Origin of the sequence: Dactylosporangium sp. NPDC051485 (genome assembly GCF_040682015.1) — a bacterium.
Taxonomy (GTDB): domain Bacteria; phylum Actinomycetota; class Actinomycetes; order Mycobacteriales; family Micromonosporaceae; genus Dactylosporangium.
The window spans coordinates 122,957-147,801 of sequence record NZ_JBFAZW010000009.1; the positions used below are offsets into that span (position 1 = coordinate 122,957).

Annotated in this window: 29 protein-coding genes; 15 read left to right on the top strand and 14 right to left on the bottom strand. The window is 73.6% G+C overall.

The window, feature by feature from the left end:
- Positions 1–52: 52 nt before the first annotated feature.
- On the top strand, positions 53–1,759 hold the full coding sequence (locus AB0M46_RS07425) for a RecQ family ATP-dependent DNA helicase (RefSeq protein WP_363333471.1): 1,707 nt from the start codon (positions 53–55) through the stop codon (positions 1,757–1,759).
- Positions 1,760–1,871: 112 nt separating this feature from the next.
- Positions 1,872–2,288 (top strand): nitroreductase family deazaflavin-dependent oxidoreductase, encoded by a 417-nt coding sequence (locus tag AB0M46_RS07430; protein ID WP_363333472.1) that lies wholly within the window; start codon positions 1,872–1,874, stop codon positions 2,286–2,288.
- Here AB0M46_RS07430 and AB0M46_RS07435 read toward each other — a convergent pair.
- Positions 2,275–2,688: a hypothetical protein gene (locus tag AB0M46_RS07435; RefSeq protein ID WP_363333473.1), complete on the bottom strand. Its 414-nt coding sequence runs from the start codon at positions 2,686–2,688 to the stop codon at positions 2,275–2,277. The genes AB0M46_RS07430 and AB0M46_RS07435 overlap by 14 nt on opposite strands.
- 94 nt (positions 2,689–2,782) lie before the next feature.
- Here AB0M46_RS07435 and AB0M46_RS07440 point away from each other — a divergent pair, with 94 nt between their 5' ends.
- Positions 2,783–3,211: a hypothetical protein gene (locus AB0M46_RS07440; RefSeq protein ID WP_363333474.1), complete on the top strand. Its 429-nt coding sequence runs from the start codon at positions 2,783–2,785 to the stop codon at positions 3,209–3,211.
- An 81-nt stretch (positions 3,212–3,292) separates the two neighbouring features.
- On the opposite strand, the gene AB0M46_RS07445 is transcribed toward AB0M46_RS07440, so the two are convergent.
- From AB0M46_RS07445 to AB0M46_RS07455, 3 genes are all read right to left on the bottom strand, one after another.
- The gene (locus AB0M46_RS07445) at positions 3,293–4,099 is read right to left on the bottom strand and encodes an isocitrate lyase/phosphoenolpyruvate mutase family protein (RefSeq protein ID WP_363333475.1); all 807 of its coding nucleotides are present in this window, start codon (positions 4,097–4,099) and stop codon (positions 3,293–3,295) included.
- Between the two features lie 57 nt (positions 4,100–4,156).
- Positions 4,157–4,747, bottom strand: coding sequence for a hypothetical protein (locus tag AB0M46_RS07450; protein ID WP_363333476.1), 591 nt, complete (start codon positions 4,745–4,747; stop codon positions 4,157–4,159).
- Positions 4,748–4,933: 186 nt separating this feature from the next.
- Positions 4,934–5,419 (bottom strand): carbonic anhydrase, encoded by a 486-nt coding sequence (locus AB0M46_RS07455; protein WP_363333477.1) that lies wholly within the window; start codon positions 5,417–5,419, stop codon positions 4,934–4,936.
- 86 nt (positions 5,420–5,505) lie between these two features.
- Between AB0M46_RS07455 and AB0M46_RS07460 the strand changes: the two genes are divergently transcribed.
- Positions 5,506–6,621 carry a geranylgeranyl reductase family protein gene (locus AB0M46_RS07460; RefSeq protein WP_363333478.1) on the top strand — a complete coding sequence of 372 codons (1,116 nt, stop codon included), beginning with the start codon at positions 5,506–5,508 and terminating at the stop codon, positions 6,619–6,621.
- Between the two features lie 26 nt (positions 6,622–6,647).
- On the opposite strand, the gene AB0M46_RS07465 is transcribed toward AB0M46_RS07460, so the two are convergent.
- From AB0M46_RS07465 to AB0M46_RS07480, 4 genes are all read right to left on the bottom strand, one after another.
- Positions 6,648–7,298, bottom strand: coding sequence for a pentapeptide repeat-containing protein (locus AB0M46_RS07465; protein ID WP_363333479.1), 651 nt, complete (start codon positions 7,296–7,298; stop codon positions 6,648–6,650).
- 10 nt (positions 7,299–7,308) lie between these two features.
- Positions 7,309–8,331 carry a LacI family DNA-binding transcriptional regulator gene (locus AB0M46_RS07470; RefSeq protein WP_363333480.1) on the bottom strand — a complete coding sequence of 341 codons (1,023 nt, stop codon included), beginning with the start codon at positions 8,329–8,331 and terminating at the stop codon, positions 7,309–7,311.
- Positions 8,332–8,445: 114 nt separating this feature from the next.
- Positions 8,446–9,189, bottom strand: a complete 744-nt coding sequence (locus AB0M46_RS07475; protein WP_363333481.1) for an SRPBCC domain-containing protein — start codon at positions 9,187–9,189, stop codon at positions 8,446–8,448.
- A 1-nt stretch (position 9,190) separates the two neighbouring features.
- Entirely contained in the window at positions 9,191–9,805 is a 615-nt protein-coding gene (locus AB0M46_RS07480) for a helix-turn-helix domain-containing protein (RefSeq protein WP_363333482.1), read from the bottom strand.
- Positions 9,806–9,870: 65 nt separating this feature from the next.
- Here AB0M46_RS07480 and AB0M46_RS07485 point away from each other — a divergent pair, with 65 nt between their 5' ends.
- Entirely contained in the window at positions 9,871–10,215 is a 345-nt protein-coding gene (locus tag AB0M46_RS07485; protein WP_363333483.1) for a hypothetical protein, read from the top strand.
- A 6-nt stretch (positions 10,216–10,221) separates the two neighbouring features.
- On the opposite strand, the gene AB0M46_RS07490 is transcribed toward AB0M46_RS07485, so the two are convergent.
- Entirely contained in the window at positions 10,222–11,418 is a 1,197-nt protein-coding gene (locus AB0M46_RS07490; protein ID WP_363333484.1) for an ROK family transcriptional regulator, read from the bottom strand.
- A 382-nt stretch (positions 11,419–11,800) separates the two neighbouring features.
- Here AB0M46_RS07490 and AB0M46_RS07495 point away from each other — a divergent pair, with 382 nt between their 5' ends.
- The 6 genes from AB0M46_RS07495 to AB0M46_RS07520 all read left to right on the top strand — a co-directional run bounded on the left by AB0M46_RS07495 (position 11,801) and on the right by AB0M46_RS07520 (position 17,281).
- A complete protein-coding gene (locus AB0M46_RS07495) occupies positions 11,801–11,953 on the top strand; it encodes a hypothetical protein (RefSeq protein ID WP_363333485.1) in 153 nt (50 codons plus the stop codon).
- A gap of 51 nt (positions 11,954–12,004) precedes the next feature.
- Positions 12,005–13,363, top strand: coding sequence for a GH1 family beta-glucosidase (locus tag AB0M46_RS07500; protein WP_363333486.1), 1,359 nt, complete (start codon positions 12,005–12,007; stop codon positions 13,361–13,363).
- A gap of 84 nt (positions 13,364–13,447) precedes the next feature.
- Complete coding sequence (locus AB0M46_RS07505; RefSeq protein WP_363333487.1) at positions 13,448–13,891, top strand: DUF5709 domain-containing protein; 444 nt, start codon at positions 13,448–13,450, stop codon at positions 13,889–13,891.
- A gap of 328 nt (positions 13,892–14,219) precedes the next feature.
- Positions 14,220–15,629: a PLP-dependent aminotransferase family protein gene (locus tag AB0M46_RS07510; protein ID WP_363333488.1), complete on the top strand. Its 1,410-nt coding sequence runs from the start codon at positions 14,220–14,222 to the stop codon at positions 15,627–15,629.
- A gap of 38 nt (positions 15,630–15,667) precedes the next feature.
- Positions 15,668–16,501, top strand: coding sequence for a L,D-transpeptidase (locus AB0M46_RS07515; RefSeq protein WP_363333489.1), 834 nt, complete (start codon positions 15,668–15,670; stop codon positions 16,499–16,501).
- Between the two features lie 126 nt (positions 16,502–16,627).
- Positions 16,628–17,281 (top strand): histidine kinase dimerization/phospho-acceptor domain-containing protein, encoded by a 654-nt coding sequence (locus AB0M46_RS07520; RefSeq protein WP_363333490.1) that lies wholly within the window; start codon positions 16,628–16,630, stop codon positions 17,279–17,281.
- Positions 17,282–17,490: 209 nt separating this feature from the next.
- On the opposite strand, the gene bioD is transcribed toward AB0M46_RS07520, so the two are convergent.
- Both bioD and AB0M46_RS07530 read right to left on the bottom strand, forming a co-directional pair.
- Entirely contained in the window at positions 17,491–18,192 is a 702-nt protein-coding gene (gene bioD, locus AB0M46_RS07525; protein ID WP_363333502.1) for a dethiobiotin synthase, read from the bottom strand.
- Between the two features lie 68 nt (positions 18,193–18,260).
- Positions 18,261–19,421: an 8-amino-7-oxononanoate synthase gene (locus AB0M46_RS07530; protein WP_363333491.1), complete on the bottom strand. Its 1,161-nt coding sequence runs from the start codon at positions 19,419–19,421 to the stop codon at positions 18,261–18,263.
- A gap of 113 nt (positions 19,422–19,534) precedes the next feature.
- Between AB0M46_RS07530 and bioB the strand changes: the two genes are divergently transcribed.
- Both bioB and AB0M46_RS07540 read left to right on the top strand, forming a co-directional pair.
- Positions 19,535–20,518 carry a biotin synthase BioB gene (gene bioB, locus AB0M46_RS07535; RefSeq protein ID WP_363333492.1) on the top strand — a complete coding sequence of 328 codons (984 nt, stop codon included), beginning with the start codon at positions 19,535–19,537 and terminating at the stop codon, positions 20,516–20,518.
- The gene (locus AB0M46_RS07540) at positions 20,515–20,697 is read left to right on the top strand and encodes a hypothetical protein (RefSeq protein WP_363333493.1); all 183 of its coding nucleotides are present in this window, start codon (positions 20,515–20,517) and stop codon (positions 20,695–20,697) included. Before bioB ends, AB0M46_RS07540 begins: the two co-directional genes overlap by 4 nt.
- Here the strand turns inward: AB0M46_RS07540 and AB0M46_RS07545 are convergent.
- Both AB0M46_RS07545 and lgt read right to left on the bottom strand, forming a co-directional pair.
- A complete protein-coding gene (locus AB0M46_RS07545; RefSeq protein ID WP_363333494.1) occupies positions 20,687–21,820 on the bottom strand; it encodes an FAD-dependent monooxygenase in 1,134 nt (377 codons plus the stop codon). The two genes, AB0M46_RS07540 and AB0M46_RS07545, sit on opposite strands and share 11 nt — an antisense overlap.
- On the bottom strand, positions 21,820–22,830 hold the full coding sequence (gene lgt / locus AB0M46_RS07550) for a prolipoprotein diacylglyceryl transferase (protein WP_363333495.1): 1,011 nt from the start codon (positions 22,828–22,830) through the stop codon (positions 21,820–21,822). The genes AB0M46_RS07545 and lgt overlap by 1 nt, the downstream gene beginning before the upstream one ends.
- Positions 22,831–22,995: 165 nt before the next feature.
- On the opposite strand from lgt, the gene AB0M46_RS07555 reads away from it, so the two are divergent.
- Together AB0M46_RS07555 and AB0M46_RS07560 are read left to right on the top strand one after the other, a co-directional pair.
- The gene (locus tag AB0M46_RS07555) at positions 22,996–23,481 is read left to right on the top strand and encodes an NUDIX hydrolase (protein WP_363333496.1); all 486 of its coding nucleotides are present in this window, start codon (positions 22,996–22,998) and stop codon (positions 23,479–23,481) included.
- Between the two features lie 49 nt (positions 23,482–23,530).
- Positions 23,531–24,175: a GDSL-type esterase/lipase family protein gene (locus tag AB0M46_RS07560; protein ID WP_363333497.1), complete on the top strand. Its 645-nt coding sequence runs from the start codon at positions 23,531–23,533 to the stop codon at positions 24,173–24,175.
- Positions 24,176–24,282: 107 nt separating this feature from the next.
- Here the strand turns inward: AB0M46_RS07560 and AB0M46_RS07565 are convergent, their stop codons facing one another.
- Entirely contained in the window at positions 24,283–24,759 is a 477-nt protein-coding gene (locus AB0M46_RS07565) for a PQQ-binding-like beta-propeller repeat protein (protein ID WP_363333499.1), read from the bottom strand.
- Positions 24,760–24,845 lie beyond the last annotated feature (86 nt).

Sequence of the window (24,845 nt, forward strand, 5' to 3'; positions counted from 1 at the left end):
GGCGTGTCGCTCAACGCGCCGAAGCGATCGAACGCCGGTACAGTCGCGCCCGATGAGTCTTGTGCCTCTCGCGCCCCGCCTGCGCCGCGCCGCCCGCCGGGAATTCGGCTGGGAGAAGCTTCGCCCCGGGCAGCTGCCACCCATGCGCGCCCTGCTCAAGCAGCGTGACGCCCTGGTGGTGTTACCCACCGGCGGCGGAAAATCCGCCATCTACCAGGTCCCGGCCACCCTGATGCGCGGCCCGGCCATCGTCATCTCGCCACTTCTGGCCCTGCAGCAGGACCAGATCGCCGGGCTCAACCGCCGCCGCGAGGGCCAGGCGGTGCGGATCAGCTCGGCCGAGACCCCCGCCCAGCAGCGCAAGGCGCTGGAGGCGGTCGCCGCCGGGACCGCCCGGTTCCTCTTCATCACCCCGGAGCAGCTCGGCAACCCCGAGCGCCTCGCCGAGGTGCGGGCGCTGCGCCCCGGCCTCGTGGCCGTGGACGAGGCGCACTGCGTGTCGGCGTGGGGGTACGACTTCCGCCCCGACTATCTGCAGCTCGGGCACCTCATCCGGGAGCTGGGCCGGCCGCCCGTCGTCGCCCTGACGGCCACCGCCTCCCCGCCGGTGCGGGCCGACATCACCGCCGCCCTCGGGCTGCGCGACCCGTTCACGCTCGTGGCCGGGCTGGACCGGTCCAACCTGCGGCTCGCCGCCGTGCACTGCACCAGCGACGAGCAGCGCCGGCAGCGGCTGGTCGCGCAGGTCGAGCAGGAGGAGAAGCCCGGGATCGTGTACGCCCCGACGCGCGCGATCGCCGAGCAGTACGCCGAGCGCCTCGCCGAGCGCGGCATCCCGGCCGTCGCGTTCCACGCCGGCCTGGCCGCGGGCGAGCGCAACCGGCGCTACGAGGACTTCATGGCCGACCGGATCCCGGTCATGGTGGCCACCAGCGCGTTCGGCATGGGCGTGGACAAGCCCAACATCCGCTGGGTGCACCACGTCGCCCTGCCCGACTCGCCGGACAGCTACCTGCAGGAGATCGGCCGGGCCGGGCGCGACGGCGGGCCGGCCCGCACCACGCTCTTCTTCCGCCCCGAGGACGTGGCCCTGCAGCGGTTCTTCGCCACCGGCGCCCCGGACGCCAAGGAGCTCACGCAGCTGGCCGCCGCGCTGCGCGAGGCCCCGATCACCCGCACGGGCCTGGCCACCCGCAGCGGCCTGCCGGCCCGGCGGATCACCTCGCTGCTGAGCCTGCTGGAGCAGGTCGGCGCGGTCGAGGTGGGCTCGGGCAACAAGCTGTCGGCCCCGCGCTACGCGCCCCCGCCGGCCGAGGCGGCCCGGCTCGCGCTGGCCCAGTTCGAGCGCCACCAGACGCTGCGCCGGTCCAGGATCGACATGATGCGCCAGTACGCCGAGAGCGCCGGCTGCCGCGGCAGGTCCCTCCTGGCCTACTTCGGCGAGCAGGCCGACCGGCCCTGCTCGCACTGCGACAACTGCGCCGGCGGCACGGTGGTCGTGGATCCGGTGGCGCCCAGGCTGAAGTGGTACCAGCGCTTGTGGCGTAGGCCCGGCACCGCCCCGGTCGCCGCGCCCGAGGCGAAGGCTGACCCGCAGCGGCCGTTCCCGGTCTCCAGCGAGGTGCGGCACTCGGCGTGGGGCACCGGCACGGTCATGGCCTACGAGGCCGACCGCGTGGTGGTGCTCTTCGAGCAGGTCGGCTACAAGACGCTGTCCGTGCCGATCGTGCGCAAGTCGAAGCTGCTGGAGCCGGCGTAGCGAGGCTCGACCGCCCGCCGGCTACTGCTGGAGCTCCCGGCACCGGCACGAGATCCGGTCCGCTGAGGGCGGTTGGCGCGCGCCGACCGGCGCTTCGGCCTAGAGTTTGGCCATGACGCAGGTGCCGGCCGACCTCAAGGGCGCGAACCAGAAGCTCATCGCCGAGTTCCGCGCCGCCGGGCGCGAGCTGGAGGGGCGCCCGCTCCTGTTGCTCACCACGACCGGGCGGCGCAGCGGCGAGCCGTACACCACGCCGATGATGTACGTCCGCCTCGACGACCGGCTGCTCGTCATCGCCTCCGCCGCCGGGGCGCCGAAGCACCCCGACTGGTACCGCAACCTCGAGGCCGGCCCCGCGGTCACCGTGGAGATGGAGGGCGAGGAGTTCCCGGCGACGGCGACCCCGACGGCCGGCGCCGACCGGGACGCCCTCTTCGCCCGGATCGCCGAGCGGTACCCCTTCTTCACCGACCACCAGGCCGGCACCGACCGCACGATCCCGGTCGTGGAGCTCGTCAGACGGGGCTGACGACCCGCTCGGGCTCCACGTGCTCGCGCTGGGCCCCCTCCTGCGGCCCCCACCACTCGTCGGTGTGGTACTGCTCGGGAAGCTCGTCCGACCACGGGTCCAGCCCCAGCCGGTCCATCTCGTCGAACCAGGCGTCCCGCCGCGACTGCGGCAGCCGCACCGCGCACCACGGGCAGTGCCCGATCACGACCATCGACGACCCGCCGTCGCGGATCGGCAGCCCGTACTCGTCGAACTTCGCCACGTAGACGACCACCACGTCCGGGTCGTCCCACGGGTCCTCGTAGGCGACCCCGGCCAGCTCCAGTTGCGCGCGCATCGCGTCGCAGCAGTGTCGTAGCACGCGCAGGAGTATGCCCCCGCGGCCGCGTGCGACCAAAAATGGCTGCTCAGCTGTCATGTGAGGGATAGTGGCGGGCTCATGATCGCGATTACGCTCCCGCCATCAGCTTCGAACATCACGGCAAGCCCCCTTTTGTGAGAGGAACACCCCCATGAGCGACGCCATCGAGACCGGCGACACCGGCACGGACTACGGCCACTACGAGGCCGGCCAGGAGAGCGCCCAGCTCGACCAGCTCCACCAGGTCCAGGGCAGCGAGGCCGACGCCCAGTCGCAGTTCGGCGTCTACGAGAACGACCACCACGCCCAGGAGTCGACCAACTACCAGCACGGCACGCACGTGGAGTTCGACCAGACCCCGGCCGTGCACTACGAGGCGGACGAGTACACCAACTTCAGCCACAGCGCCTCGGAGGACGACCACGTCTTCGCGGCCGAGGGCAGCCAGAGCTCCCACCAGGCCGAGTTCTCGCAGCTCGACGCGCTGGAGCAGCGGCTCGACGCCGCCTTCGCCCGGGGCACCGTGCTGCAGACCGGCGGCGACGCGGGTGCCGCCGAGATCGGCCCGGCCAGCAGCTGACGCTGTTCGCGATCACGCAAGAGGCCCGGCGCTGGAGCGCCGGGCCTCACGTATCCGATGGTTCGCCCGGCGGCGCCCATCTCAGGACATGAGGGTGTTGAGCTCGCCGAAGTCGTACGAACCGGACAGCTCGGTGTAGGTGCCCCTGGTGTAGGACTCGACGGCGGCCCGGTGGGTCAGGGCGTACGCGGCCTCGGCCACCCAGGAGCCGAGACTGACCCGGGAAACCCCCAGCGCGGCCAGCTCGGCGACCGGCGCGGTGCCCGCCCGGGCGAGGACGTTGAGCGGCGCCTTGATCGCCTTGGCCAGCACCCCGATCGTCTCCGAGTCCGCGACGCCGGGCACGAAGATGCCGGTGGCGCCGGCCGCGAGGTACGCCTCGGCCCGTCCCACGGTCTCCTCGGGGGCCCCGCGGAAGTACGTGTCCACCCGCGCGTTGATGTAGAGCTCCACCCCGGCGTCGTCGGCCGCCGCCCGGGCCGCCGCGATGCGCGCCTGCTGGTCCTCGATCGCTCGCAGCCCGGTGGCCGACCCGCGCTCGGTGTCCTCGATGTTGATGCCGACCGCCCCGGCCTCCAGCACCCCGCGGATCGTGACCGCCACGTCGGCCGGGGTGGCGCCGAAGCCCGACTCGATGTCCGCGGTCACCGGCAGCTGCGCCGGCACCGTGTGCACGATCCGGGCGAGGTGCTCCAGGGCCGCGTCCCGGCTGAGCGCGTCGCCGTCCGGCGCGCCGAGCGTCCAGGCCACGCCGGCGGAGGTCGTCGCCACGGCCGGCGCCCCCGACGCGGCGATGACCCGGGCCGAGGCGGCATCCCAGGCGTTGACGAGGACAAGTGGCCGGGCGGCGGAGTGCAGGGCCCGGAAGCGGGCGGCGCGGTTCGTCATGCGGATCATTCTTCCGCCGCCGGGTCCTCCCCGGGGTTTCGGGTCGAGACCCGGGCCTCAGTCGGTGCCGTAGGCGTCGTACCCGGCCAGCAGGTGCGCGCGGGTGCCGGTCAGGTGCGCCTCGATGTCCCCGACGCGGGCCAGGGCCAGCTCGGCCGGGCCGGGCCCGCGGACGCGCAGCAGGAGCCCGGGCACCTCGTCGAGGATGGCCAGCCAGCCGCGCCCCGGCGCGTCGCCGCCGAGCGGCTCATCGGGCCAGCGGGAGAACTGCCGCGGCACCCCGTCGACGGCGATGGACACCCGCTGCGAGGCCGGCGTGGACGCGGCGGCCAGCGCCCGCTCGGCGGCCGCCCGGTCGGCCGGGGCCTCCCCCGCCGCGGCCACCCGCAGGTCGATGAGCAGCGGCATGGGCGGACCGGCGGTGGTGACCACCTCGATCCACGGCCCGTCGCCGTGCGGGTCGCCGAAGAGCAGCCCGGCGTGGTTGAGCCGCTCGTCCTCCCAGCCCCACGTGCCGATCCGGCGCGGCCCGCCCGAGCCGGCCGGGCCGTAGAGCGGCAGTGCCCCGGCGCTGGCCCGGATGCGGTTCGCCTGCTGGTCGATCAGCGCGGTGAACTCGATGCGGCTGAGTCGGCCCCCGTATCGCATGGGTCCGATCGTGCCGCATCCGCCACCCCCGCACGACGGGCCGCATCCCTCGGCGCCACCCCCGATATACGCACGTTTCGGGGTCTTCGCCACGCACCGCACGCCCGCCGGCTACGGGCAGTGCAGCTTCGCCGGCCGGTGCCGTCGCGCGTCCACCATGCGGACGGCTCCGTCCGGCCCCTGGGATCAGACCACTTCTTCGATCTTCGCGGTGGCCACGTCGAAGATGAACCCGCGCACGTCCTCCCGGTGGGGCAGCCACGGGCACTCGCGCACGGTCCGGATCGAGGAGCGCATGGTGTCGTGCAGGTCGGTGAAGCCCGGCACGTCCCAGCCCGGCGTCACGCCCGTCGCGGCCAGCTCCGCCCGGAACTCCGGGTCGTCGAAGCCCTCCATGCCGCACTCGGTGTGGTGGATCAGGACGATCTCCCGGGTGCCGAGCTTGCGCTGGCTGATCGCGAGCGAGCGCAGCACCTCCTCGGTCGGCAGCCCGCCCGCGTTACGGATCAGGTGCGCGTCGCCGATCTCCAGCCCGAGCGCGCCGAACAGGTCCAGCCGCGAGTCCATGCAGGAGACGACGGCCAGGCGTAGCTTCGGCCGCAGGGGCCGCGGCCCGGGGAATGCCTCGCTGTACCGCTCGTTCGCGTGGATCAGATGGTCGATCACCGACATATCCGAAGTGAAGCAGATCCTTCACCCGTACGGCTGATGTGTTGGTCACACGAGTCCAATCTCACCTGCCCCGTTAAGGTCTCTGCGTGACGCATTGGGATGTGGCGATCGTGGGCGGCGGCCCGGCCGGCCTCTCGGCGGCCTACGAGTCGGCGCGCCGCGGCGCCGGCACGCTCGTGATCGAGAAGGCTGAGCACCCGCGGTACAAGACGTGCGGTGGCGGTTTGATCGGCTTCACCACGAGCGCCGTGGCCGACCGGATCACGATCCCGGCCGACGACCGCGTCGAGCGCGCCCGGTTCACCCTCGACGGCCGCGCGGCCTTCACCCGCTCCACGCACCGCGGCCCGCTGATCACCATGGTCCGCCGCGCCGAATTCGACGACGCCCTGCGCCTCGCCGCCGAGAAGGCCGGCGCGACCGTCCGCCAGTCGGTCGCCGCCCGCTCGCTGGAGCAGACCCCGGACGGCGTGCGCATCCGCCTGGCCGACGGCTCCGAGGTGACCGCCCGCACGGTCATCGGCGCCGACGGCTCGTCGGGCATCACCGCGCGCCACGTCGGCGTCGAGTACGGCCAGGTCGACCTGGGCCTGGAGGTCGAGGTGCCGATCTCCGCGGCCCGGCAGCGCTACTGGCGCGGCCGGCTGCTGCTGGACTGGGGCCCGCTGCCGGGCTCGTACGCGTGGGTGTTCCCGAAGGGCGACCTGCTCACCGTCGGCGTCATCGCCGCCCGCGGCAACGGCGAGCGGACCAAGGCCTACCTGCGCAGCTTCATCGATCGCGTGGGCCTCACCGGCATCGAGCCGGTGCACGACTCGGGGCACCTGACGCGGTGCCGTACCGAATCCTCGCCGCTGCGCAACGGCAACGTCATCGTGGCCGGCGACGCCGCCGGGCTGCTCGAGCCCTGGACCCGCGAGGGCATCAGCTTCGCCGTCCGCTCGGGCGCCCTGGCCGGCGCGGCCGCGGCCGACGGGGACCTGCCCCGCTACGAGCGCGAGGTCGCCGCGACCCTGACCCCCTCGATGCGGGCCGGCACCACGCTGCTGGCCGCGTTCACCCGCCACCCGGCCGTGTTCCACACCCTGCTGCGCACTCCCCCGGGCTGGCGCATGTTCGAGCGCTTCTGCCAGGGCGAGACGTCCTTCGACACCACGATCGAGCGCTTCCCGGTACGGCAGACCCTCCGCCGGCTTACCTGACCTCCGCGGGAAGGGCGGTCGTGGCGCTACTTGACCAGGATGCCGAGGGCCGCGGCGAGCGCGGGGCCCAGCTCCATCAGCTGCCGCTCGTCGACGATCGCTCCCTTGAGCGAGTCGGCGCCGTCGGCGACGTCGAGCTCCCGCGCCCCGCGGAAGTCCACCTTCTTGCACTTGACCTGCGACATGCGGGCGTTGCGGATCGCCGTGCCCGGGAAGGTGACGTTGGCGAGGTCGGCGCCGGCGCAGTCGAGCTCGTTGAGCTCGCAGTCCTCGAAGACCACGTCAACCAGCGTGGCGCCCCTGAGGTTGAGCGTGTCGATCTTGCAGCGCTGGAACGTGACCCGCCGGAGCCTGGAGCTGTAGGCCTGCACCCCGGCCAGCGAACTGTCCAACATGGACACGTCCAGCCACTGGGCGTCCACCAGGCTGACGCCGACCCAGCGGTTGCGGCTGACCCAGACGTCGCTGAACCTCACCCGCTCCAGGCCGACCTCGGCGAGGGTGACCTGGGTGAGCGCCGACTCGATGAACTTGGCGCTGGTGGCCTCGCCGCCGTCCAGCTCCAGCTGGTCGAGGTGCACCTCGGTGTAGTCCCCGTCGTGCTCGAGGCGCTCGTCGTCGAATTGCCGCAGGTACGCGGCGTACGGAAGCTCCCCCAGCGACTGCACCACACCCATGCCGGCCATCCTATGACTGCCGTCCTGAACCCGGTCGGGAGCCGTCGCGCGGCGGGGCCGTCGTGGCGCGGACGACGAGCTCCGGGGGGAAGACGAGCTCCTGGTGCCGGTGCGTCGCAGTGCCCTCGGCCAGCAGCAGGTCGGCGGCCACCCGCCCCAGCTCGCGGATCGCCCGGCGAATGGTGGTCAGGGCCGGCTGCACGTGGGCGGCGAACGGCACGTCGTCGTAGCCCATCACCGACACGTCGCCCGGGACCCGCACCCCGCGGCGCTCCAGCGCCCGGACCATCGCCACGGCGGCGATGTCGTTGAGGCAGACGATCGCGCTCGGCGGATCGTCAAGCGCAAGAAAGGCAGAGACGGCTGCTTCGGTACCGCTGAACAGGTCCCCCACCCCCATCCGCATCTCGATCAAGGCCGGGGCGCCGGCCTCGGACACGGCGGCGCACAGGCCGGACCGGCGGTCGCGGACCGGGGCGACGTTGCGGGCGGCGGACAGGAACGCGATGCGCCGGTGCCCGAGACCGAGCAGATGTTCCCCGGCCAGCCGCCCGCCGGCCTCGTGATCGACCCCGACCGCGCACAGGTCGAGGTCGCCGCGGACGGCGTCGAGGAGGACGACCGGCGTGCCCCGGCGCGAGACGGCGGCCAGCTCGGCCAGGTTCTCCCCGGTCGGGGTCACGATGAGCCCGCGCGGCGACTGCTCCTCGAGCAGCCTCAGGATCCGCAGTTCCTTCTCCGGCTGCATGTCGGTGCTACACGCCAGCACGAGACACCCCGCCTCGTCCAGCCGGTCCTCGATGCCCCGGTTGAGCTCGGCGTAGAACGGGTTGGCCTGGTCCAGGGTGACCGAGCCGACCAGGCGGCTGGGCAGGCCGCGCAGCTGGCGGGCCGGGCCGCTGCGCACGAAGCCGAGGCTGGCCATCGCCTCCTCGACCCGCTCCCGGGTGGCGGGGGCCACCACGGCGGGGTTGTTCAGCACGTTGGCCACGGTGCTGACGGAGACGCCGGCCGTCTGGGCGACGTCGCGCATCCCACTTCGCCGTACGGCTCGCTGCTGTCCGGCATCGACCACGACGCGCACGATACAACCCCCGCAACAGGCGGACGGGCCGGGCGCGACGGCGCCCGGCCCATCCTGACCGCCCTACTTGAACAGCTCAGCCAGCCACTCGGTCCACTCCTGCTCGGCCGTGGCCTGCTCAACGTCGGCGAAGAGGTGGTGACCGGTCAGGATCACGCCGCCGCGGCCCACGAAGCGCAGCAGCGCGTCGCCGGTGCGCACACCGAGGAAGCTCGGCTCCAGCGCCGTGTCGACCACGCCGCGGATCTCCTCGCCGCCGATGACCAGGCGGGCCTCGTCGCCCTCGGCCACATCCTTGGGCAGGTTCAGCGCCGCGGTGACGGCCGCCCACACCGCGTCCTGGTCGGCCTGCGGCGGCCCGAACGCGGCGACCGGCACGGCGGTGCGGCCCGGGAAGTGCTCGAGGTACTGGGCCAGGGTGCGCAGGTACAGCGGGTTGCCCTTCTTGAGCGCGTCGTACTCCGACTCCCAGTCCGCGCCCAGGATGCCGCTGTGCACGAGGCGCAGCGCGGTGGAGCCCCCGCCGCGCCCCTCGACGAGGAACTCGAAGGCCATGAAGGTGCCGTCCTCACCGGCCTCGCTGCGGTAGGCGAAGCGGCTGCCGGGCTCGTACGCGGTGACCGTGCCGGTGCCCGTGAACCCCGGCATCGCCATGCTGGTCTGCCCGCCGACCCGCGGCTCGACCTCGTTGCGCCCCATGAACCACGAGTCGATGCCGGGCCCGGTGGCGATGGCCTCCCACACCTGCTCGGGCGTCGCGGCCAGGTCGATGTCGTGAACGAGCTCGAACTCGTGCGTGTCGGACATGTCAGGATCCCTTCGATTCGGTACCGCTGGACTCGGCGTCGCTGATGCTCGGATGGATGGCGATGATGACCCGGTGCTCCCGCCCCCCGGGTGCCTGATCGTCGTGGTAACGGCCGACCAGCGCGGTCACGGCCGCGGTCAGCTCCTGGGCGAACGCGGCCCGGTCGGCCGCCGAGGCGAACCGCACGGTGCCGTCGAGCGCAAAGGTGGCCACCGGCTTGCCGGCCTTGGCCGCCCCGCTGATCAGCTGCCCGGTCTCCTTGACCAGCCGGGCCGCCAGCGCCAGCAACCACCGCGCGGAGAGCCGATCGGGCGACCGGGCGGGATCCGGCTGCACGGCGGCCAGCGCGACGGGCGAGATCACGAACGACGCCGCGGTGGCCCGCAGCACCCGCTCGGTGACATTCCCCTTGCGCCGCTCCTCAACCAGCTCCACCAGCCCGTGCGCCTCGAGCGTCTTGAGGTGGTAGTTCACCTTCTGCCGCGGCAGCCCCACGATCGCCGCGAGGCCGGTGGCGGAGTGCGGCTCCGCGAGCAGCCGCAACAGCCGCGCCCGCACGGGATCGAGCGCAACCTCCGCCGCCCCGGCCTCCTCGATGACTCCCACTTCGAACATGCAGAAACCGTACCCACCGACAACTTCTCCTGTCAAGACAAAAAAAGTTGTCGGCTCTTGAGTCGATGGAGAGCAGCATCTCCGGGAGAATGGCCGGCGTGATCAGGGCTGAGGTGCGCGAGTTCCTGCGACTCGGGCCGCTGCCATCCGAGGAGGATGGCGACGACAGCGATGAGGCCATCGAAGTCATCGAGGCCGTCGAGCGCGCACTGCACGCCATAGCGAAGCCGGTCACGCAGGAGGAGGCGGAGGCCCTGATCGAGGCCTTCGGGCCGGACACTTGCTTCGGGCTGGCGTGGACGCTGTTGCACCTCGTCGAGTCGGCGCCCGTGCCCGTGGTGACGGCCGAGCCGCCGGACGGGTCGAACGACTGGGTGGTGCTGTTGTGGAGGCGTTCGGGCGCCTGGTGAGGACCGCTAGGAGACGACGCCGCCCTCGGTGAGCAGGCGGGCGACCGGCAGCGTCGCCGCGCCCAGGGCAACCGCGTCCTCGCCGAGGCGGCCCAGCTCGATGCGGGCCTGGGCGAAGGGCTGGCGCAGGGCGTGGCGGGCGGCCGACTCGCGCACCCGGGGCAGCAGCGCGGCCAGCGCGGTCGCGGTCCAGCCGCCCAGGACGACCAGCTCGGGGTTGAACAGGTTGACCAGGTTGGCCACGCCGGCGCCGAGGTAGTCCGCGGTCTCGTCCAGCACGGCCCGGGTGGCGGGCTCGTCGGCCGCGGCGAGCAGGGCGGCGATCCGGGTCTCCTCGTCGCCGCCGGGCAGTTCGCGGGCGCCTGCCTGCTCGCGGTACCGCTGCAGCACCGAACCGGCGCCGACGTATGCCTCCAGGCAGCCGCGGGAGCCGCACCGGCACGGGCGGCCGCCGTAGACCAGGGTCGTGTGGCCCCACTCCCCCGCGCTGCTGGACGCGCCGCGGTAGGTCGCGCCGTCGGTCACCACGGCGGCCCCGACGCCCGAGCCGACCAGCGCGAAGACGGCGTGGCGGCGGCCCCGCCCGGCGCCGAACCACATCTCGGCCTGGCCGAGGGTCTTGGCGCCGTTGTCGATGTGCAGGGGGAGCTCGGTGCCCTGCTCGAGGAGCCTCTGCAGCGGTACGGCATCCCAGCCCAGCGTCTGCGCGTGCACCACGGCGCCGTCGCGGCCCTGCTGGACGATCCCGGCGACGCCCACGCCGACGCCGAGCACCTCCCCCGGGCCGCGCCCGGCGGTCACCGCGCGCAGGGCGGCGTGGATGTGCCGCACGACCGTCTCCGGGGTGGTGCCGGCCGGGCCGCCGATCGGGCGGTCGGCGCAGGCGAGCCGCCGCAGGCCGAGGTCGAACAGCTCGGCCCGGACCCGGGTCTCGCCGACGTCGACGCCGGCGACCGCGCCGAAGCCGGGGGCGATGCGCAGCAGGATGCCCGGGCGGCCGCCCTCGGACTCCAGCGCGCCGGCCTCGGCGACCAGGCCGTCCTCGATGAGATCGCTCACCACGTTGCTCACCGCGGGCTGGCTCAGGCCGGTCTCGCGGGACAGCGCCTGGCGGGTCAGCGGGCCGTCGAGGAAGAGCCGGGTGAGCAGGGCGGAGCGGTTGCGTAACCGGACACCCCGGTTCGTCGCCCGCTCGACTCGCACCCCGGCCACTTTAGATGCAGGTGGAAGGCACTTGACGCATGCTGGGCGCGCCACTTTAATGACGACATTAATTAAGTCTCGATAGAATCTTCCAGTCTCGATAGAACTCGATAGAAAAGGGACAACTACCACCCCTCCCTGTCGAGCGCGCGCCCGCACGCCGGTCGACACCCCCACCAGAAGGGCCCCAGACTGGTGTCGATCCGCCGCACTGATCGCCGGCATCCTCTCTTCGCCGAGGCCGGCATCGCCGGGGCGCTGGACTTCGTGCGGTTCATGACCGGCGACAGGGCGCAGATCACCCTCAACACGGCGGACGGCTCGCTGCCGGCGGTGCGCCCGGCCTACCGCGACGCCGCGTTGCGCACGCCGGAGCGGGGAGGTGCTGTTCCAGGTGCTCAACTCGACCGCCGCGCCGCTGCCGCAGGTGCCGGCCGAGAGCACGTTCGAGACGCTCGCCGGCGCGGCGGCCGGCAGGCCGGTCACCGGCGAGCGCATCAAGGCCAAGCTCAGCTCGGCGGAAGCAACGATGTGACACCCCGCCGAGGCCCGTGTGCACACCCACCTCAAGAGGGAGACCCGTCCCGTGCTGGATCTGTCCGCACTACCCCCCGGCTTCATCTGGGGTGCCGCCACCGCGGCCTACCAGATCGAGGGTGCCGCCGCCGAAGACGGCCGGAAACCGTCCATCTGGGACACCTTCTCCCATTCCCCCGGCAACGTCGACAACGGCGACACCGGGGACGTGGCCTGCGACCACTACCACCGCTGGCCTGAGGACGTGGCGCTGATGCGCCGGCTCAACCTCGACGCGTACCGGTTCTCGGTGGCCTGGCCGCGGGTGATGCCCGACGGCACCGGCCCGGTCAACGCGGCCGGTCTCGACTTCTACGACCGGCTCGTCGACGCGCTGCTGGCCGAGGGGATCCGCCCGTTCGTCACGCTGTACCACTGGGACCTCCCCCAGGCCCTGCAGGACGCGGGCGGCTGGCCGAACCGGGCCACCGCCGAGGCCTTCGCCGACTACGCCGCCGTGGTGGCCGGGCGGCTCGGCGACCGGGTGGCCGACTGGAACACGGTCAACGAGCCGCTGTGCGTGTCCTGGATCGGGCACCTGGAGGGGCGGATGGCCCCCGGCGAGCGCGACCTCACCCGCGCCGTGCACACCTCGCACCACGTGCTGCTCGGCCACGGCCTGGTGAACCAGGCGATCCGCGCCTCGGCCCGGCTGGCCCCCAGCGTCGGCATCGTGTTCAACCTCAGCCCGATCGAGCCGGGCTCGGACCGGCCCGAGGACGTGGCCGCCGCGCGGCGGGCCGACGGGCACACCAACCGCTGGTGGCTCGACCCGGTCTTCGGCCGCGGCTACCCGGCCGACATGATCGAGTGCTACGGCGTGGAGCCGCCGGTGCGCGAGGGCGACCTGGAGCTCATCGCCGCCCCGACCGAGTTCCTCGGCATCAACTACTACTTCCGCCAGATCGTGGTCGACGACCCCACCGGCTCGGCACCCTACGCCCGGCAGATCCCGGTGCCCGGCTCGGTCGAGACGGCCATGCCCTGGGAGGTCTACGCCCGCGGCCTGGAGGACATCCTGGTCTCGGTGGCGCAGACGTACGCCCCGCGCAGCATCCTGGTCACCGAGAACGGCTCGGCCTGGTACGACACCGTCGAGCCCAACGGCGAGGTCCAGGACAAGGAGCGCACCGACTACCTGGAGCAGCACCTCGAGGCGGTGCGCAACGCGGTGCTGCGCGGCGCCCCGGTGGACGGGTACTTCGCCTGGTCCCTGCTGGACAACTTCGAGTGGGCGTACGGCTACGACAAGCGCTTCGGCCTCGTCCGGGTCGACTACGACACGCAGCAGCGCACGATCAAGGCCTCCGGGCGCCGGTACGCCGACCTGATCACGGCGCACAAGCGTTCCCGCGAATCGGCGATCTAGGGTCGCAAGGGGCGCTGCCGGGGTAGCAGGGTATAGAGAACGGCAGCGCCACCAACTTCCGCGAGTCAGTGAGGGGACGCCGACATGACGCAGCAAACCGACAGCTGGGACCCGGCTCCGGACGAGGAGGGTCAGCTGTCCGCGCAGGACACCCTGTCCGACCGCGGGCTCGACGACTCCCTCGACGAGGGTTACTCGCCGCCGGAGAAGCCGCGCGGGCTGAACGCCTTCGGCACCACCCAGGCCGAGGCGGAGCAGGGCGAGTCGCTCGACCAGCGCCTGCTGCAGGAGGAGCCCGACCCGACGGCCCGGCCCGACCTGGACGAATACGGCACGACCACCGAGTCGGGCGAGTTCTTCGACTCCGACGAGGTCGGCGACCGGCGGGCCGGCCGGCTGGTCGCGCCCGACGAGGGCCTCGGCGCGGACGAGGAGAAGGACGAGATCGGCTCCGACGTGGGCATCGACGGCGGCGCGGCCTCGGCCGAGGAGGCCGCCATGCACATCGTGGACGACCGCAACCTGTAGCGCCCGGACAGCGGCGCGACCAGGGCGCCGTACAGCAGGTCCCGGCCGGTTAGCGCGCAGGCCGAGCACCGGCGGGAGCGCGACCGCGACGGTCCGGCGGGCCCACGGGCCTTGAGCAGCCGGACCGCCGCGGCCGCGCCCCGGTGCCGGCGGCCGATCGCCGGCTGGCCGGTGGCGGTCACGTCCCGGCGCGGGTCGCGGTGGTCCGAGGTGCGCGCTTCCCCGCCGGCGAAGCCCGGACGGGCGGCCGGGACCGCCGCGAGCGACACTAGGGGTCGGGCTTGGCCTCGAAGAAGAGCCATTCCCCGGTACACCTGATTGGGCCAATTTGGATCTGCACATCAGCCTCGAGGGGCCCGGGGACCGCACCGACCGGATCTACCGCCAGCTGCGCGACGCGATCCTGGACGGGCGGCTGCGCCACGGCGAGCGGGTGCCGCCGAGCCGGGCGCTCGCCCACGACCTCGCCGTGGCCCGCAACACCGTCGCCGCCGCGTACGACCGGCTCGTCGGGGACGGCTTCCTGGCCGGACGGGCCGGGGCGGGGACCTTCGTGGCCTACCGCGGCTCGGCCACCGTCGCCCGCCGTGCGCCCGTCGGCCCGCTGCGGCCCTCGCGGCGATTCGCCGCCCTCGGTCCGGAAGATCCGGCCACGCCCCCGGCCCGCTACGACCTGCGGATCGGACAGCCCGATGCGTCGCTGTTCCCGCTGGCCGCCTGGCGGCGCCTGCTGGCCCGGTCGCTGCACGCGTCGGCGGCCTATCAGGACCCGTCCGGATTCCCGCCGTTGCGAGCGGCCATTTCCCGGCATATCGGACTGTCCCGGTCGGTCCGGGCCTCCGCCGAGGACGTGCTCGTCACCTCCGGCGCCCAGCAGGCGATCGACCTCGTCGCGCGGGTGCTCATCGAGCCGGGCACGACCGTGGCCGTGGAGGAGCCCGGCTACGGCCCGGCGCGGCGGCTCTTCGCAAGCCACGGGGCGCGGGTGGCCGGCGTGCCGGTCGACGCCGACGGGATCGTCGTGAGCGCCATCCCGCCGTCGGCGCGGCTGGTGTACGTCACCCCCTCCCACCAGCACCCGCTGGGCGTCGCGATGTCGCTGGAGCGGCGTTGCGCCCTGCTGGCCTGGGCCCAGGAGCACCGGGCGGCGATCGTGGAGGACGACTACGACAGCGAGTTCCGCTACTCCGACCGCCCCCTGGAGCCGCTGCAGAGCCTCGACCGGGCCGGCCGGGTGATCTACGTCGGCACGTTCTCCAAGACGCTGCTGCCCTCGCTGCGCCTGGGCTTCCTGGTCGCGCCCGAGGCGCTGCGCCCGGCCCTGCGCGCGGCCCGCCGGATCGCCGACTGGCACGGCGAGCCCACCACGCAGGCCGCCCTGGCCGAGTTCATCGACGAGGGGCTGCTGCAGCGGCACCTGCGCGCGGTCGCCCGGGTCTACGCGGCCCGCCACGACCTGCTCGTGCGGGCCGCGCAGGGGCCGCTCGCCCCGTGGTACACCCTCGTGCCCTCCAGCGCCGGGCTGCACGCCGCGCTGCGCTGCACCACGCAGGTCGACGTGGCCGGCGTGGTGCGGCGGCTGCGGGCCGCCGACGTGGCGCTCGAGCCGCTCGCCCACTTCTACGCCGAGCCGCGGCAGGTGCCCGACCAGGGACTGGCCATCGGCTTCGGCGCGATCGCCACCGCCGACCTTCCCGAGGCGCTGGACCGGCTGGCCGCCGCGACCAGTCCGGCATGATGACAGCGGGACCGGCCGGCGGCGGTTACGGTGTGGCCATGCTCGTGCGCCGCGCCGCCGTCCTCGCCGCGCTGGCGGCCACCCTGGCGGGGTGCGGCTCGTCTCATCCTCCTCGGGGCGCCGCACCGTCCCCGGCCGCTCCCGTCGCTGCGCCGTCGCCGGTGCTGCCGAGCGCCTCGCCGACGCCGGCCGCGGTGTCGAGTCCGGCGGCCGGGCTCACGACCATCACCTACACGCAGGCGGCGACCGGCTTCCCGGCCGACCCCGACCAGGCCTCGATGGTGCCGCTCGCCGAGGCGCTGCAGCTGGACGCCAATGCGCCGGCGTACGACGCGCCGGGCGGCACGGCCCGCGCGTACCTCACCCCGAAGATCAGCGGGGTGGACCTGATCATGCCGATCGTGTCCCGGCGGGACGGGTGGGTGGCGGTACTGCTGCCGTCCGTGAACCGCAGCGTCGGCTGGCTGCCGCCGGGCGGCTGGCACACCACCCCGCTGCGCGACCAGATCGTGGTGCACCGCGGCGCGTTCACGCTGACCTGGCTGCGCGACGGGGCGGCCCAGCAGACCTGGACGGTGACGGTCGGCGCCCCGGCCACCCAGACGCCGCTGGGCCGCACGTTCGTGCTGGGCCGCTCGACGCAGCCGAGCAAGGTGTACGCCGGGCTCGACGTGCTGGCCTTGGGCGCCGTGCCGGACGACAAGAAGGCGGTCGCCGCGGGCCTGGCCGACGCGCACACCGGCATCCACGCCTGGTACCGCAACGAGTTCGGCTACCCCGGGTCCAACGGCTGCGTGCGGATGCCACCCGCCGCCCAGCAGGTGCTGCTGGCCAACATCCCGCCCGGCACCAGCGTGGTCGTGCTGCCCTGATCCGTTCCTGAGCGCTCGCTTCGGCAGCCGTACGACCACATGTCAACGCGATCGAGTGACCCCCATACCTTCTGTCGGGTTTGCCGGTCGCGTGTCGGGTTTGATGGCTGCAAGGGGGTTTCAGCCATGTTCGTGACCGGTGAGGACCACGCCGCTCGGATGCGCCACGAGCTGCACACGCCACTGACCTCGATCCTGGCGTACACCCGCCTGCTGCGCGACGACCTGCCGCCCGGCTCGCCCGGCGACGGCGCCGCCTGCCTCGACGCGATCGACCGCAACGCGCTGCGCCTGGAGCGCTACGTCGACCGCGTGATCCTGCCGCTGGCCGCGACCGGCGCCCCGACGGTCCGGGAGGGCACCACCGACCTGGTGCCCGTGCTGCGCGACGCCGTCGACCTGGCCCGCCGGGTCGCGGTGGCGGGCGCGGTGAGCGTGCACGCCGACGCGCCGGAGTCCGCGCTGGTCGCCGTCGACGAGACGATCTGCCGCCACCTGGTCGGCCAGCTCGTGCTGTGGCTGGTGATCGCCGCCCCGGCTCGGGCCCACGTGGAGATCGCCCTGCGCCGCGACCCGGTGCCGGCCGTCGAGGCCCGCGTGGTGCCGCACGGGGAGCTGACGGCGGCGCCGCAGCGGCGGCCGAGCGACGAGCCGCAGAAGCCGGGCGACCTGCGGGTGGCCCGCGCGGTGGCCAACCTGTGCGGCGGCGAGCTGCGGCTGGAGGAGACGGCCTTCCGCCTGACCCTGCCCGCCTCGGTGCTGGCCCCCGCCCCGCGCTGACGACCGCTTTGCACGAAATGTCGGGCGCTGGCGCGCCACGACATTTCGGACTTTTCGCCTGTCAGGGGATAAATACGATAAGTCGTGGCGCGCCAGCGCCCGACTTATCGAGGTTTGGCCTTATGCCCCTCGCCGCTTGCCCGGCCAGTCGCCGTGCGGAGCGCCCGACGTTATCGGGGTCGGCTCATCGTTGTATGAGCCCTCGGCCGTCACCGGCTGTGGGAGCGGAAGGCGACGGGGTCGAAGCGGCCGTACAGGCGGGAGTCCAGCCAGTGCGCGGCCTCGCGGCGGAACAGCGGCGGCGGCATGACGCCGGCGCCGTCCGGGATCGCCCCGGCCAGGTCGCCGGGGAGGTCCTGCAGGTTGGTGCGGTGGACCAGCTCCGGCTCGGCCGGCCACGCGCCGATGACGACCAGGGCCGGCACGTCCCGGCGGGCCAGGGCCTCCAGGGTCAGGGCGGTGTGGTTCAGGGTGCCCAGGCCGGCGCGGGCCACCACGACGGCGGTGGCGCCCAGCGCGGCGGCCAGGTCCAGCGCGGTCCAGCCGCCCTCGCCCAGCGGGACGAGCAGGCCGCCGGCCCCCTCGATCAGGGTCAGGTCGTGGTCCTCGGCGATGGAGCGGGCCACGAGCTGGGCCATCACGGCGGTGAGCGGGTCCTCGCCGGCCACCCGGGCGGCGGCCAGCGGCGCGAGCGGGTCGGGGAAGCTGGCCAGGGTGCGGGTGATGGCCGGCTCGGCCAGGCGGGCGACCGTCGCGGCGTCGGGCTCGTCGCCGTCGGCGGTGCCGGTCTGGGCCGGCTTGATCACGGCGACGCGCTGGCCCGCGGCGGTGGCGGCCGCGGCGATCGCGGCGGTGACGATGGTCTTGCCCACGCCCGTGTCGGTGCCCGTGATCACGACCGTTCCCGCGATCGGCGCCGGGAGCTCCTCGCTGAAGCCGAGCCCGAGCGCCGTGCCGAGCTCGGAACCGGGGGATGTCGTCACGGGCGTTCCTTCAGGATGATGTCGACGGCGTGGTCGAAGTCGGCGGGCGGGACGCCGACGCCGATGGTCAGGCGCAGGCGGGCGCGACCGTCCGGAGTGGACGGTGGGCGGAAGCAGCCTACCGCCACGCCCCGGCCGCGGCAGGCGGTCGCCCAGGCGAGGGCCTCGTCCGGGGACGGGGCGGCGATCGACACGACGCCGCCGGCCGGCTCCGAGACCTCCAGGCCGCCGGCGCGCAGGCGGCCGACGGCGCGGCGGGCCCGGGCGTGCAGGTCGTCGCGCAGGTCGTCGCCCGCCTCCAGCAGGCGCAGGGCGGCCCGGGCGCCGGCGGCCACGGCGGGCGGCAGGGCGGTGTCGAAGATGAAGGTGCGGCCGGTGTCGAGCAGCTCGCGGTGCAGCTGGCGGGGGCCGGCGACCACGCCGCCGGCGGCGCCCAGGGACTTGGACAGGGTGGCGGTGACCACCAGGCCGGGGGCGCCGGACAGGCCCGCGGCCGCCACGCCGCCCGCGCCGGACGGGCCGATCACGCCGAGGGCGTGCGCGTCGTCGACCAGCAGCAGGGCGCCGTGGGCGCGGGCGGCCTCGTACAGCTGCGGCAGCGGGGCCAGGTCGCCGTCGACCGAGAAGATGCTCTCCGTGACGACGACGGCGGGGCGGCCGGGGTGGCGGGAGAGTTCGTACCGTACGAAATCCGGGTCTGCGTGCGGGGCGACCAAGGTCTCGGCGCCCTCGCGGCCGGCCTTTCCCGCGCAGGCCAGGCGGCACCCGTCGACGAGGGACGCGTGGTTGTGGGCGTCGGAGACGAGCAGGGTGCCGCGGCGCACGAGCGCCCGCACGGCGCCCAGGTTGGCCAGGTAACCCGAGGAGTACACCAGCGCCGACTCGGCGCCGAGCAGGGCGGCCAGGCCGGCCTCCAGGTCCCGGTGGACGGCGGTCGAGCCGCGGACCAGCCGGGAGCCGGTGGCGCCCAGGCCGAAATCCGCGAGGGCCCGTGCCGCGGCGGCGATGACCTCACGGTGGCGGGACAGGCCCAGGTAGTCGTTGCCGGCGAGGTCGACGACCGGGTCGCCGGAATCGCGGGGCAGCAGCTCGCGGCGCAGGCCAGCGGCCTGCCGGGCGGCGGCCTCCTCCTCGAGTGCGAACAGCCACTCCACCAAGGCCTCCCGTTGCGGTTGTAGAACCCCTACGATGCCGATTGTGCGATGTGCACAACCTAGCCGAGCCCACCCGGGGGCGGACAGGCGACCCTAACGATTTGTAAGGTACGAGCATGCTTGATGCTGCGAAGGCCGTCCTGGATACCGGTGTGGGCCTCGACCTCGACGGGGTGCTCGCCGTGCTGCGCTGCTCGGACGAGGAGCTGCCGGAGTACCTCTCGATCGCCCACGACGTGCGGATGCGCTGGTGCGGGCCCGAGGTCGAGGTCGAGGGGATCGTGTCGCTCAAGACCGGCGGCTGCCCCGAGGACTGCCACTTCTGCTCGCAGTCGGGGCTCTTCACCTCGCCGGTGCGGGCGGTCTGGCTCGACATCCCGTCGCTGGTCGAGGCGGCCAAGCAGACGGCCGCGACCGGGGCGACCGAGTTCTGCATCGTCGCCGCCGTGCGCGGGCCCGACGAGCGGCTCATGGCCCAGCTGGCCGACGGTGTGGCCGCGATCCGGGCGGCGGTGGACATCAACATCGCGGCGTCGCTGGGCATGCTGAGCCAGGCGCAGGTGGACCGCCTCGCCGAGCTGGGGATTCACCGGTACAACCACAACCTCGAAACCGCGCGGTCGCACTTCCCGACGGTGGTCAGCACCCACTCCTGGGAGGAGCGCTGGGACACCCTGCGGATGGTCCGCGCCGCCGGCATGGAGGTCTGCTGCGGCGGCATCCTCGGCCTCGGCGAGAGCGTCGAGCAGCGCGCCGAGTTCGCGATCCAGCTGCAGGAGCTCGACCCGCACGAGGTGCCGCTGAACTTCCTCAACCCGCGCCCGGGCACGCCGCTGGCCGACCAGCCGGTGCTCGACCCGAAGGACGCGCTGCGGGCGATCGCGGCGTTCCGGCTGGCGCTGCCGCGGACGCTGTTGCGGTACGCGGGCGGGCGCGAGATCACGCTGGGCGACCTCGGCACGCGCGAAGGGCTGCTCGGCGGGGTGAACGCCGTGATCGTCGGCAACTACCTCACCACGCTGGGGCGCGCCCCGGAGCAGGACCTGGCCCTGCTCGAGGAGCTGAGCATGCCGGTCAAGGCGCTCTCGGCGACGCTGTGAACGCCTACTGCGACCGGTGCGGGGAGCCGCTGGAGGGCGGCTCCCACGACGCTTGCGTGGCCTCCCGGGAGCTGGAGCCGCCGCGGTACTGCGCGCAGTGCCGCCGCCGCATGAAGGTTCAGGTCCTGCCGAGCGGCTGGACGGCCTCCTGCGTCGAGCACGGCGTCCTCACCCGGTAGGCCCGGCCCATTCCGTCGCCGCGGCGGCCGCCCGGTCGAGGTTGCGGGGGTTGGCCCTCGCCAGCCGGCTGCGGGGTTGCAGTACCGCCGCGGCCTTCTTCGACTGCTGCAGGACCCGCGCGATGCGGGCGCGCCGCAGCCGGCCGTATTCCAGCAGCGCCGGCCCCAGCGCCCCGCCCACGAGCGCGGTCTGCAGCGTGGCCACGTCCTCCAGGGCGAGCGAGGCGCCCTGGGCCAGGTGGTGCGGCATCGCGTGAGCGGCGTCGCCGACGAGCGCGTAGCCGCCCGGCCCGCACGGCACGCCGAACGAGTCCGGCAGCGGGGTGACCTCCCCCACCGGCTCCTGCACCAGGTCGTCGGCCTCGGTGATGGCCAGCAGCTGACCGATCGGCGGGTGCCAGTCCGCGAACCAGCGGCGCAGCAGGGCGAGCTGCCCGGCCGGCGGCTCGGGCCGCAGCGCGCCGGGGACGGTGGCGACCCAGTAGATGCCGCGTTCGCCGAGGAAGTGGTACTCGAAGCGCTGCCCGCCGCCGATGCTCTCACCGTGCGGGGGAATGTCGGCGGGCAGTTCGGGCGCGCGGAACCACGGGATGACGGCCCGCCAGGCGGCGAACCCGGCGCTGGTGAAGGTGCTGGCGGAGGCGAGGCGGCGGCGGATCACGCTTTCCGGGCCGTCCGCGGCCACGACCAGGTCGGCCTCGAACGTGACCCGGCCGTCGCCGACGGCGGGGCGCTCGCGGCTCACCCGGGCGCTCTTGACCTCGATCCCGCCGCGCACGTCGACCTGCTCGCCGAGGCCGGCGATGAACGCGTCGTGCAGGTCCTCGCGGTGCACCACGACCGGCGGCGACTCGACCTCGGAGACGCCCGGCTGGACCAGCCAGGTGCCGTCGGGCCGCCGGATGCCCGCGGGCGGCACGGCGGTGGAGACGCCGTCGAGGCCGCCGGCCAGGCCCAGGGCGCGCAGCGCGCGAACCCCGTTGGGCCACAGCACCATCGCGGACCGGCCGGCGCGGAGCCGGTCCTCGCGCTCCAGCAGGGTGACCTTCCAGCCGGCCCGGGCCAGCGCGCCGGCGGCGGCGAGCCCGCCGACGCCGGCCCCGACCACGACCGCGGTCCGCATCAGCCCTTGCCCGCGTCGCTGCTCTCCGGCTCCTGCACTTCCTGGGGTTGCTCCTCTGCGGGCTCTTCCTCCGCTTCGGCCGCCGCTTCCGCTTCCTGCTCCTCGGCCTGCTGCTCCTCGGTTGGCGGCTCGGCGGCGACCAGGCTGATCTTGCCGTCCTCGTCGTAGGTGACCTGCTCCTGCGGGCCACGCACGCGCAGGAAGTAGATCAGCGCCCCGGCGAAGACGATGATCGAGGTCCAGTTGTTCAGCCGCATGCCCAGCAGGTGGTGAGCGTCGTCGATGCGCAGCGCCTCGACCCAGAAGCGGCCGATGGTGTAGAGCATCACGTAGAGGGCGAAGGCGCGGCCGCGACCGAAGCGGAACTTGCGGTCGGCCAGCCAGACGACCAGGGCCACCCCGAGGCACCACAGCGACTCGTAGAGGAAGGTCGGGTGGAACAGGCCGCGCTCGACGGGCTGCCCGCCGACCTCGAGCGCCCGGCCGCGGGCGGTGTCCCAGTTGTACACCTTGAGCGCCCACGGCAGGGAGGTCTCCTTGCCGTACAGCTCGTTGTTGAACCAGTTGCCCCAGCGCCCGATCGCCTGAGCCACGGGCAGCCCGACCGCCAGCGCGTCGGCCGCCATGGCGAAGGGCAGGTTCAGGCGGCGGCAGGCGATGTAGGCCCCGAGCGCGCCGGCCGCGACGCCGCCCCAGATGCCGAGGCCGCCCTCCCAGATCTTGAACGCCTTGACGATCGAGCCGCCCTCGCCGAAGTACGCCTCCGGGGAGGTGATCACGTGGTACAGCCGGGCGCCGACGATGCCGAAGGGCACCGCCCAGATCGCCACGTCCAGGATCACCCAGGGGGGCGCGCCCCGGGCCCGCAGGCGCCGGTCGGCGATGAAGCAGGCGGCCACGATGCCGAGCACGATGCACAGGGCGTAGGCGCGCAGCGGAATCGGTCCCAGGTCCCAGACGCCACGGGTCGGGCTCGGGATCTCGGCCAGCGGTGACAGGGCAGCATCCACGGGTGAACACGCTACCGCCGATCCGGCGAAAAGCGATGACCGGCCACTCCTGTCGGGGTTCAGTGGTCGGCTTTCAGCGATCACCTCCCGCCCGGCGTCTCGCGTTCGATGATCACCACGAGCGAAGGTCTCGCGACGCTCTGCGGCTCCGCCTAGAGTGCGAACATGAGCTACTCAACGCTGAGTAACGGCAGTCACGTCACGTCCGCGGTCGCCGCGGTCATCGAGGACGCGGCCGGTCGCGTTCTCCTGTGCCGCCAGGCCGGCGGCCACCAGCTGTGGGGCCTCCCCGGCGGGCGCATCCGCGAGGCCGAGAGCCCAGTGCACGCCGTCATCCGGGACATCCGCGAGGAAACGGGGCTGGAGGCCGAGATCACCGAGCTGATCGGCCTCTACCAGCTGACCGGCGACGGCTGCGGCGCGGCCACCCCGGACCTCTTCGTCCACGTCTTCCGCGGCCGGCTCGACGGCGGCGGCCCAGCCCTCAACGCCCCCGGCCGGATCAGCAGCCTGGCCTGGCACGCCCCGGACAACCTGCCCGCCCCGCTCACCGCCACGACCCGCACCGCGATCGCCGACGCCGGCGCCGGCCACACCGGCGTGATCCGCGAGCTCGAGCGCGACGCCGAGCCCGAGGTCGTCGACGCCTAACTCCCCGGTTGGTCTTGGCGTTCCGCGAGACATCCGCAATGATCTTTATATGGCCCCGCGATACTTCGCGCTCGGCGACTCGATGTCGATCGACGACTACGCGGGCGGCCCCGGTCTGGGCGCCGCCTCCCTGCTCGCCGACGACCTCGGCATCGAGCTGATGCTGCTCGCCCGCGACGGCGCGACGAGCGACGACGTGCTGCACCGCCAGCTGGGCCAGGTGCACGGCCGCCCGGCCCTGATCACCCTGACCATGGGCGGCAACGACCTGCTCACCGCCATCGTCGAGTCCCCGGACAAGGTCCCCGCCACGATCGAGTCGGTGGCGACCAACTACGAGGCGACGCTGGTCACCCTGTCCGCCACCGGCGCCCGCATCGTGGTGTCGACCGTCTACGACCCGACCGACGGCACCGGCGACATGTCCTGGGCCGGCCTGCCGGACGTCGGGGGCGGCCTGGCCCTGCTCGAGTCGCTGAACGCGACCATCCGCGAGGCCGCGGCCCGGCACGGCGCGGCGGTGGCCGACCTGCACGGCGCCTTCCTGGGCCACGGCGCCCAAGCCGGCGACATCGCGACCGGCGAGTCCCACCCCGCCAACCGCGAGCTCTGGCTGTGCGGCCACATCGAACCCAACGCCTGGGGCGCCGAGGCCATCCGAGACACCTGGCGAGCCGCCCTGCGCCCTTCGTAATTCCCCAACTACATCGAGTAACAGCCGAGGCGCTCACAGAGATCGAATTTTTCGCTCCGGCTACCATTGAGGTGCAACAAAACAGGAACGGCCACCGCGGAACCCGCCTACGAAACCAACCCAAACGCGTAGACCCGCTCCAGCGCGGCGAAGTACACATGATCCCCGGACAGCAGCAACGGCTCACCCCCGACCATCGCCTCGACATCGAGGTCCAGGCGCCGCACCAGCGCCCCGGTCCCGGCGTCGACCGCGATGAGCTCGGTGCGGTGGGCGCTCACACCACCCCGCACAGCAAAGTGGTACGCCACCGCGTACACGACCCCGCCCCCGTTGACCGGCGCCCAGTACGACGCGTCGACCTCGGCCCGCAGCCCATACCCGACCCGCCACCGCACGGCCCCGTCCCCGGCGGCGAACGCGGCCAGCCCGCCGTGCCCGTCGACGACGTAGACGGTGCCGGGTCCGGCGGCATCGACCGTGGCGTACACCGGGGACTGCAGCGTCTCGGCATCGCACCAGCGCTGGGCGCCGTCGGCCACTGCGTACGCGCACACGCCGCGCTCGCCGACCGCGAACTTCACCCTAGCTTAGGCAGCGAGAGCGAGTTCGGAGCGCTTGTAGTTGGCGCTTATAACTTTCCGACGACTGATTCGCGAGACAACGTCGG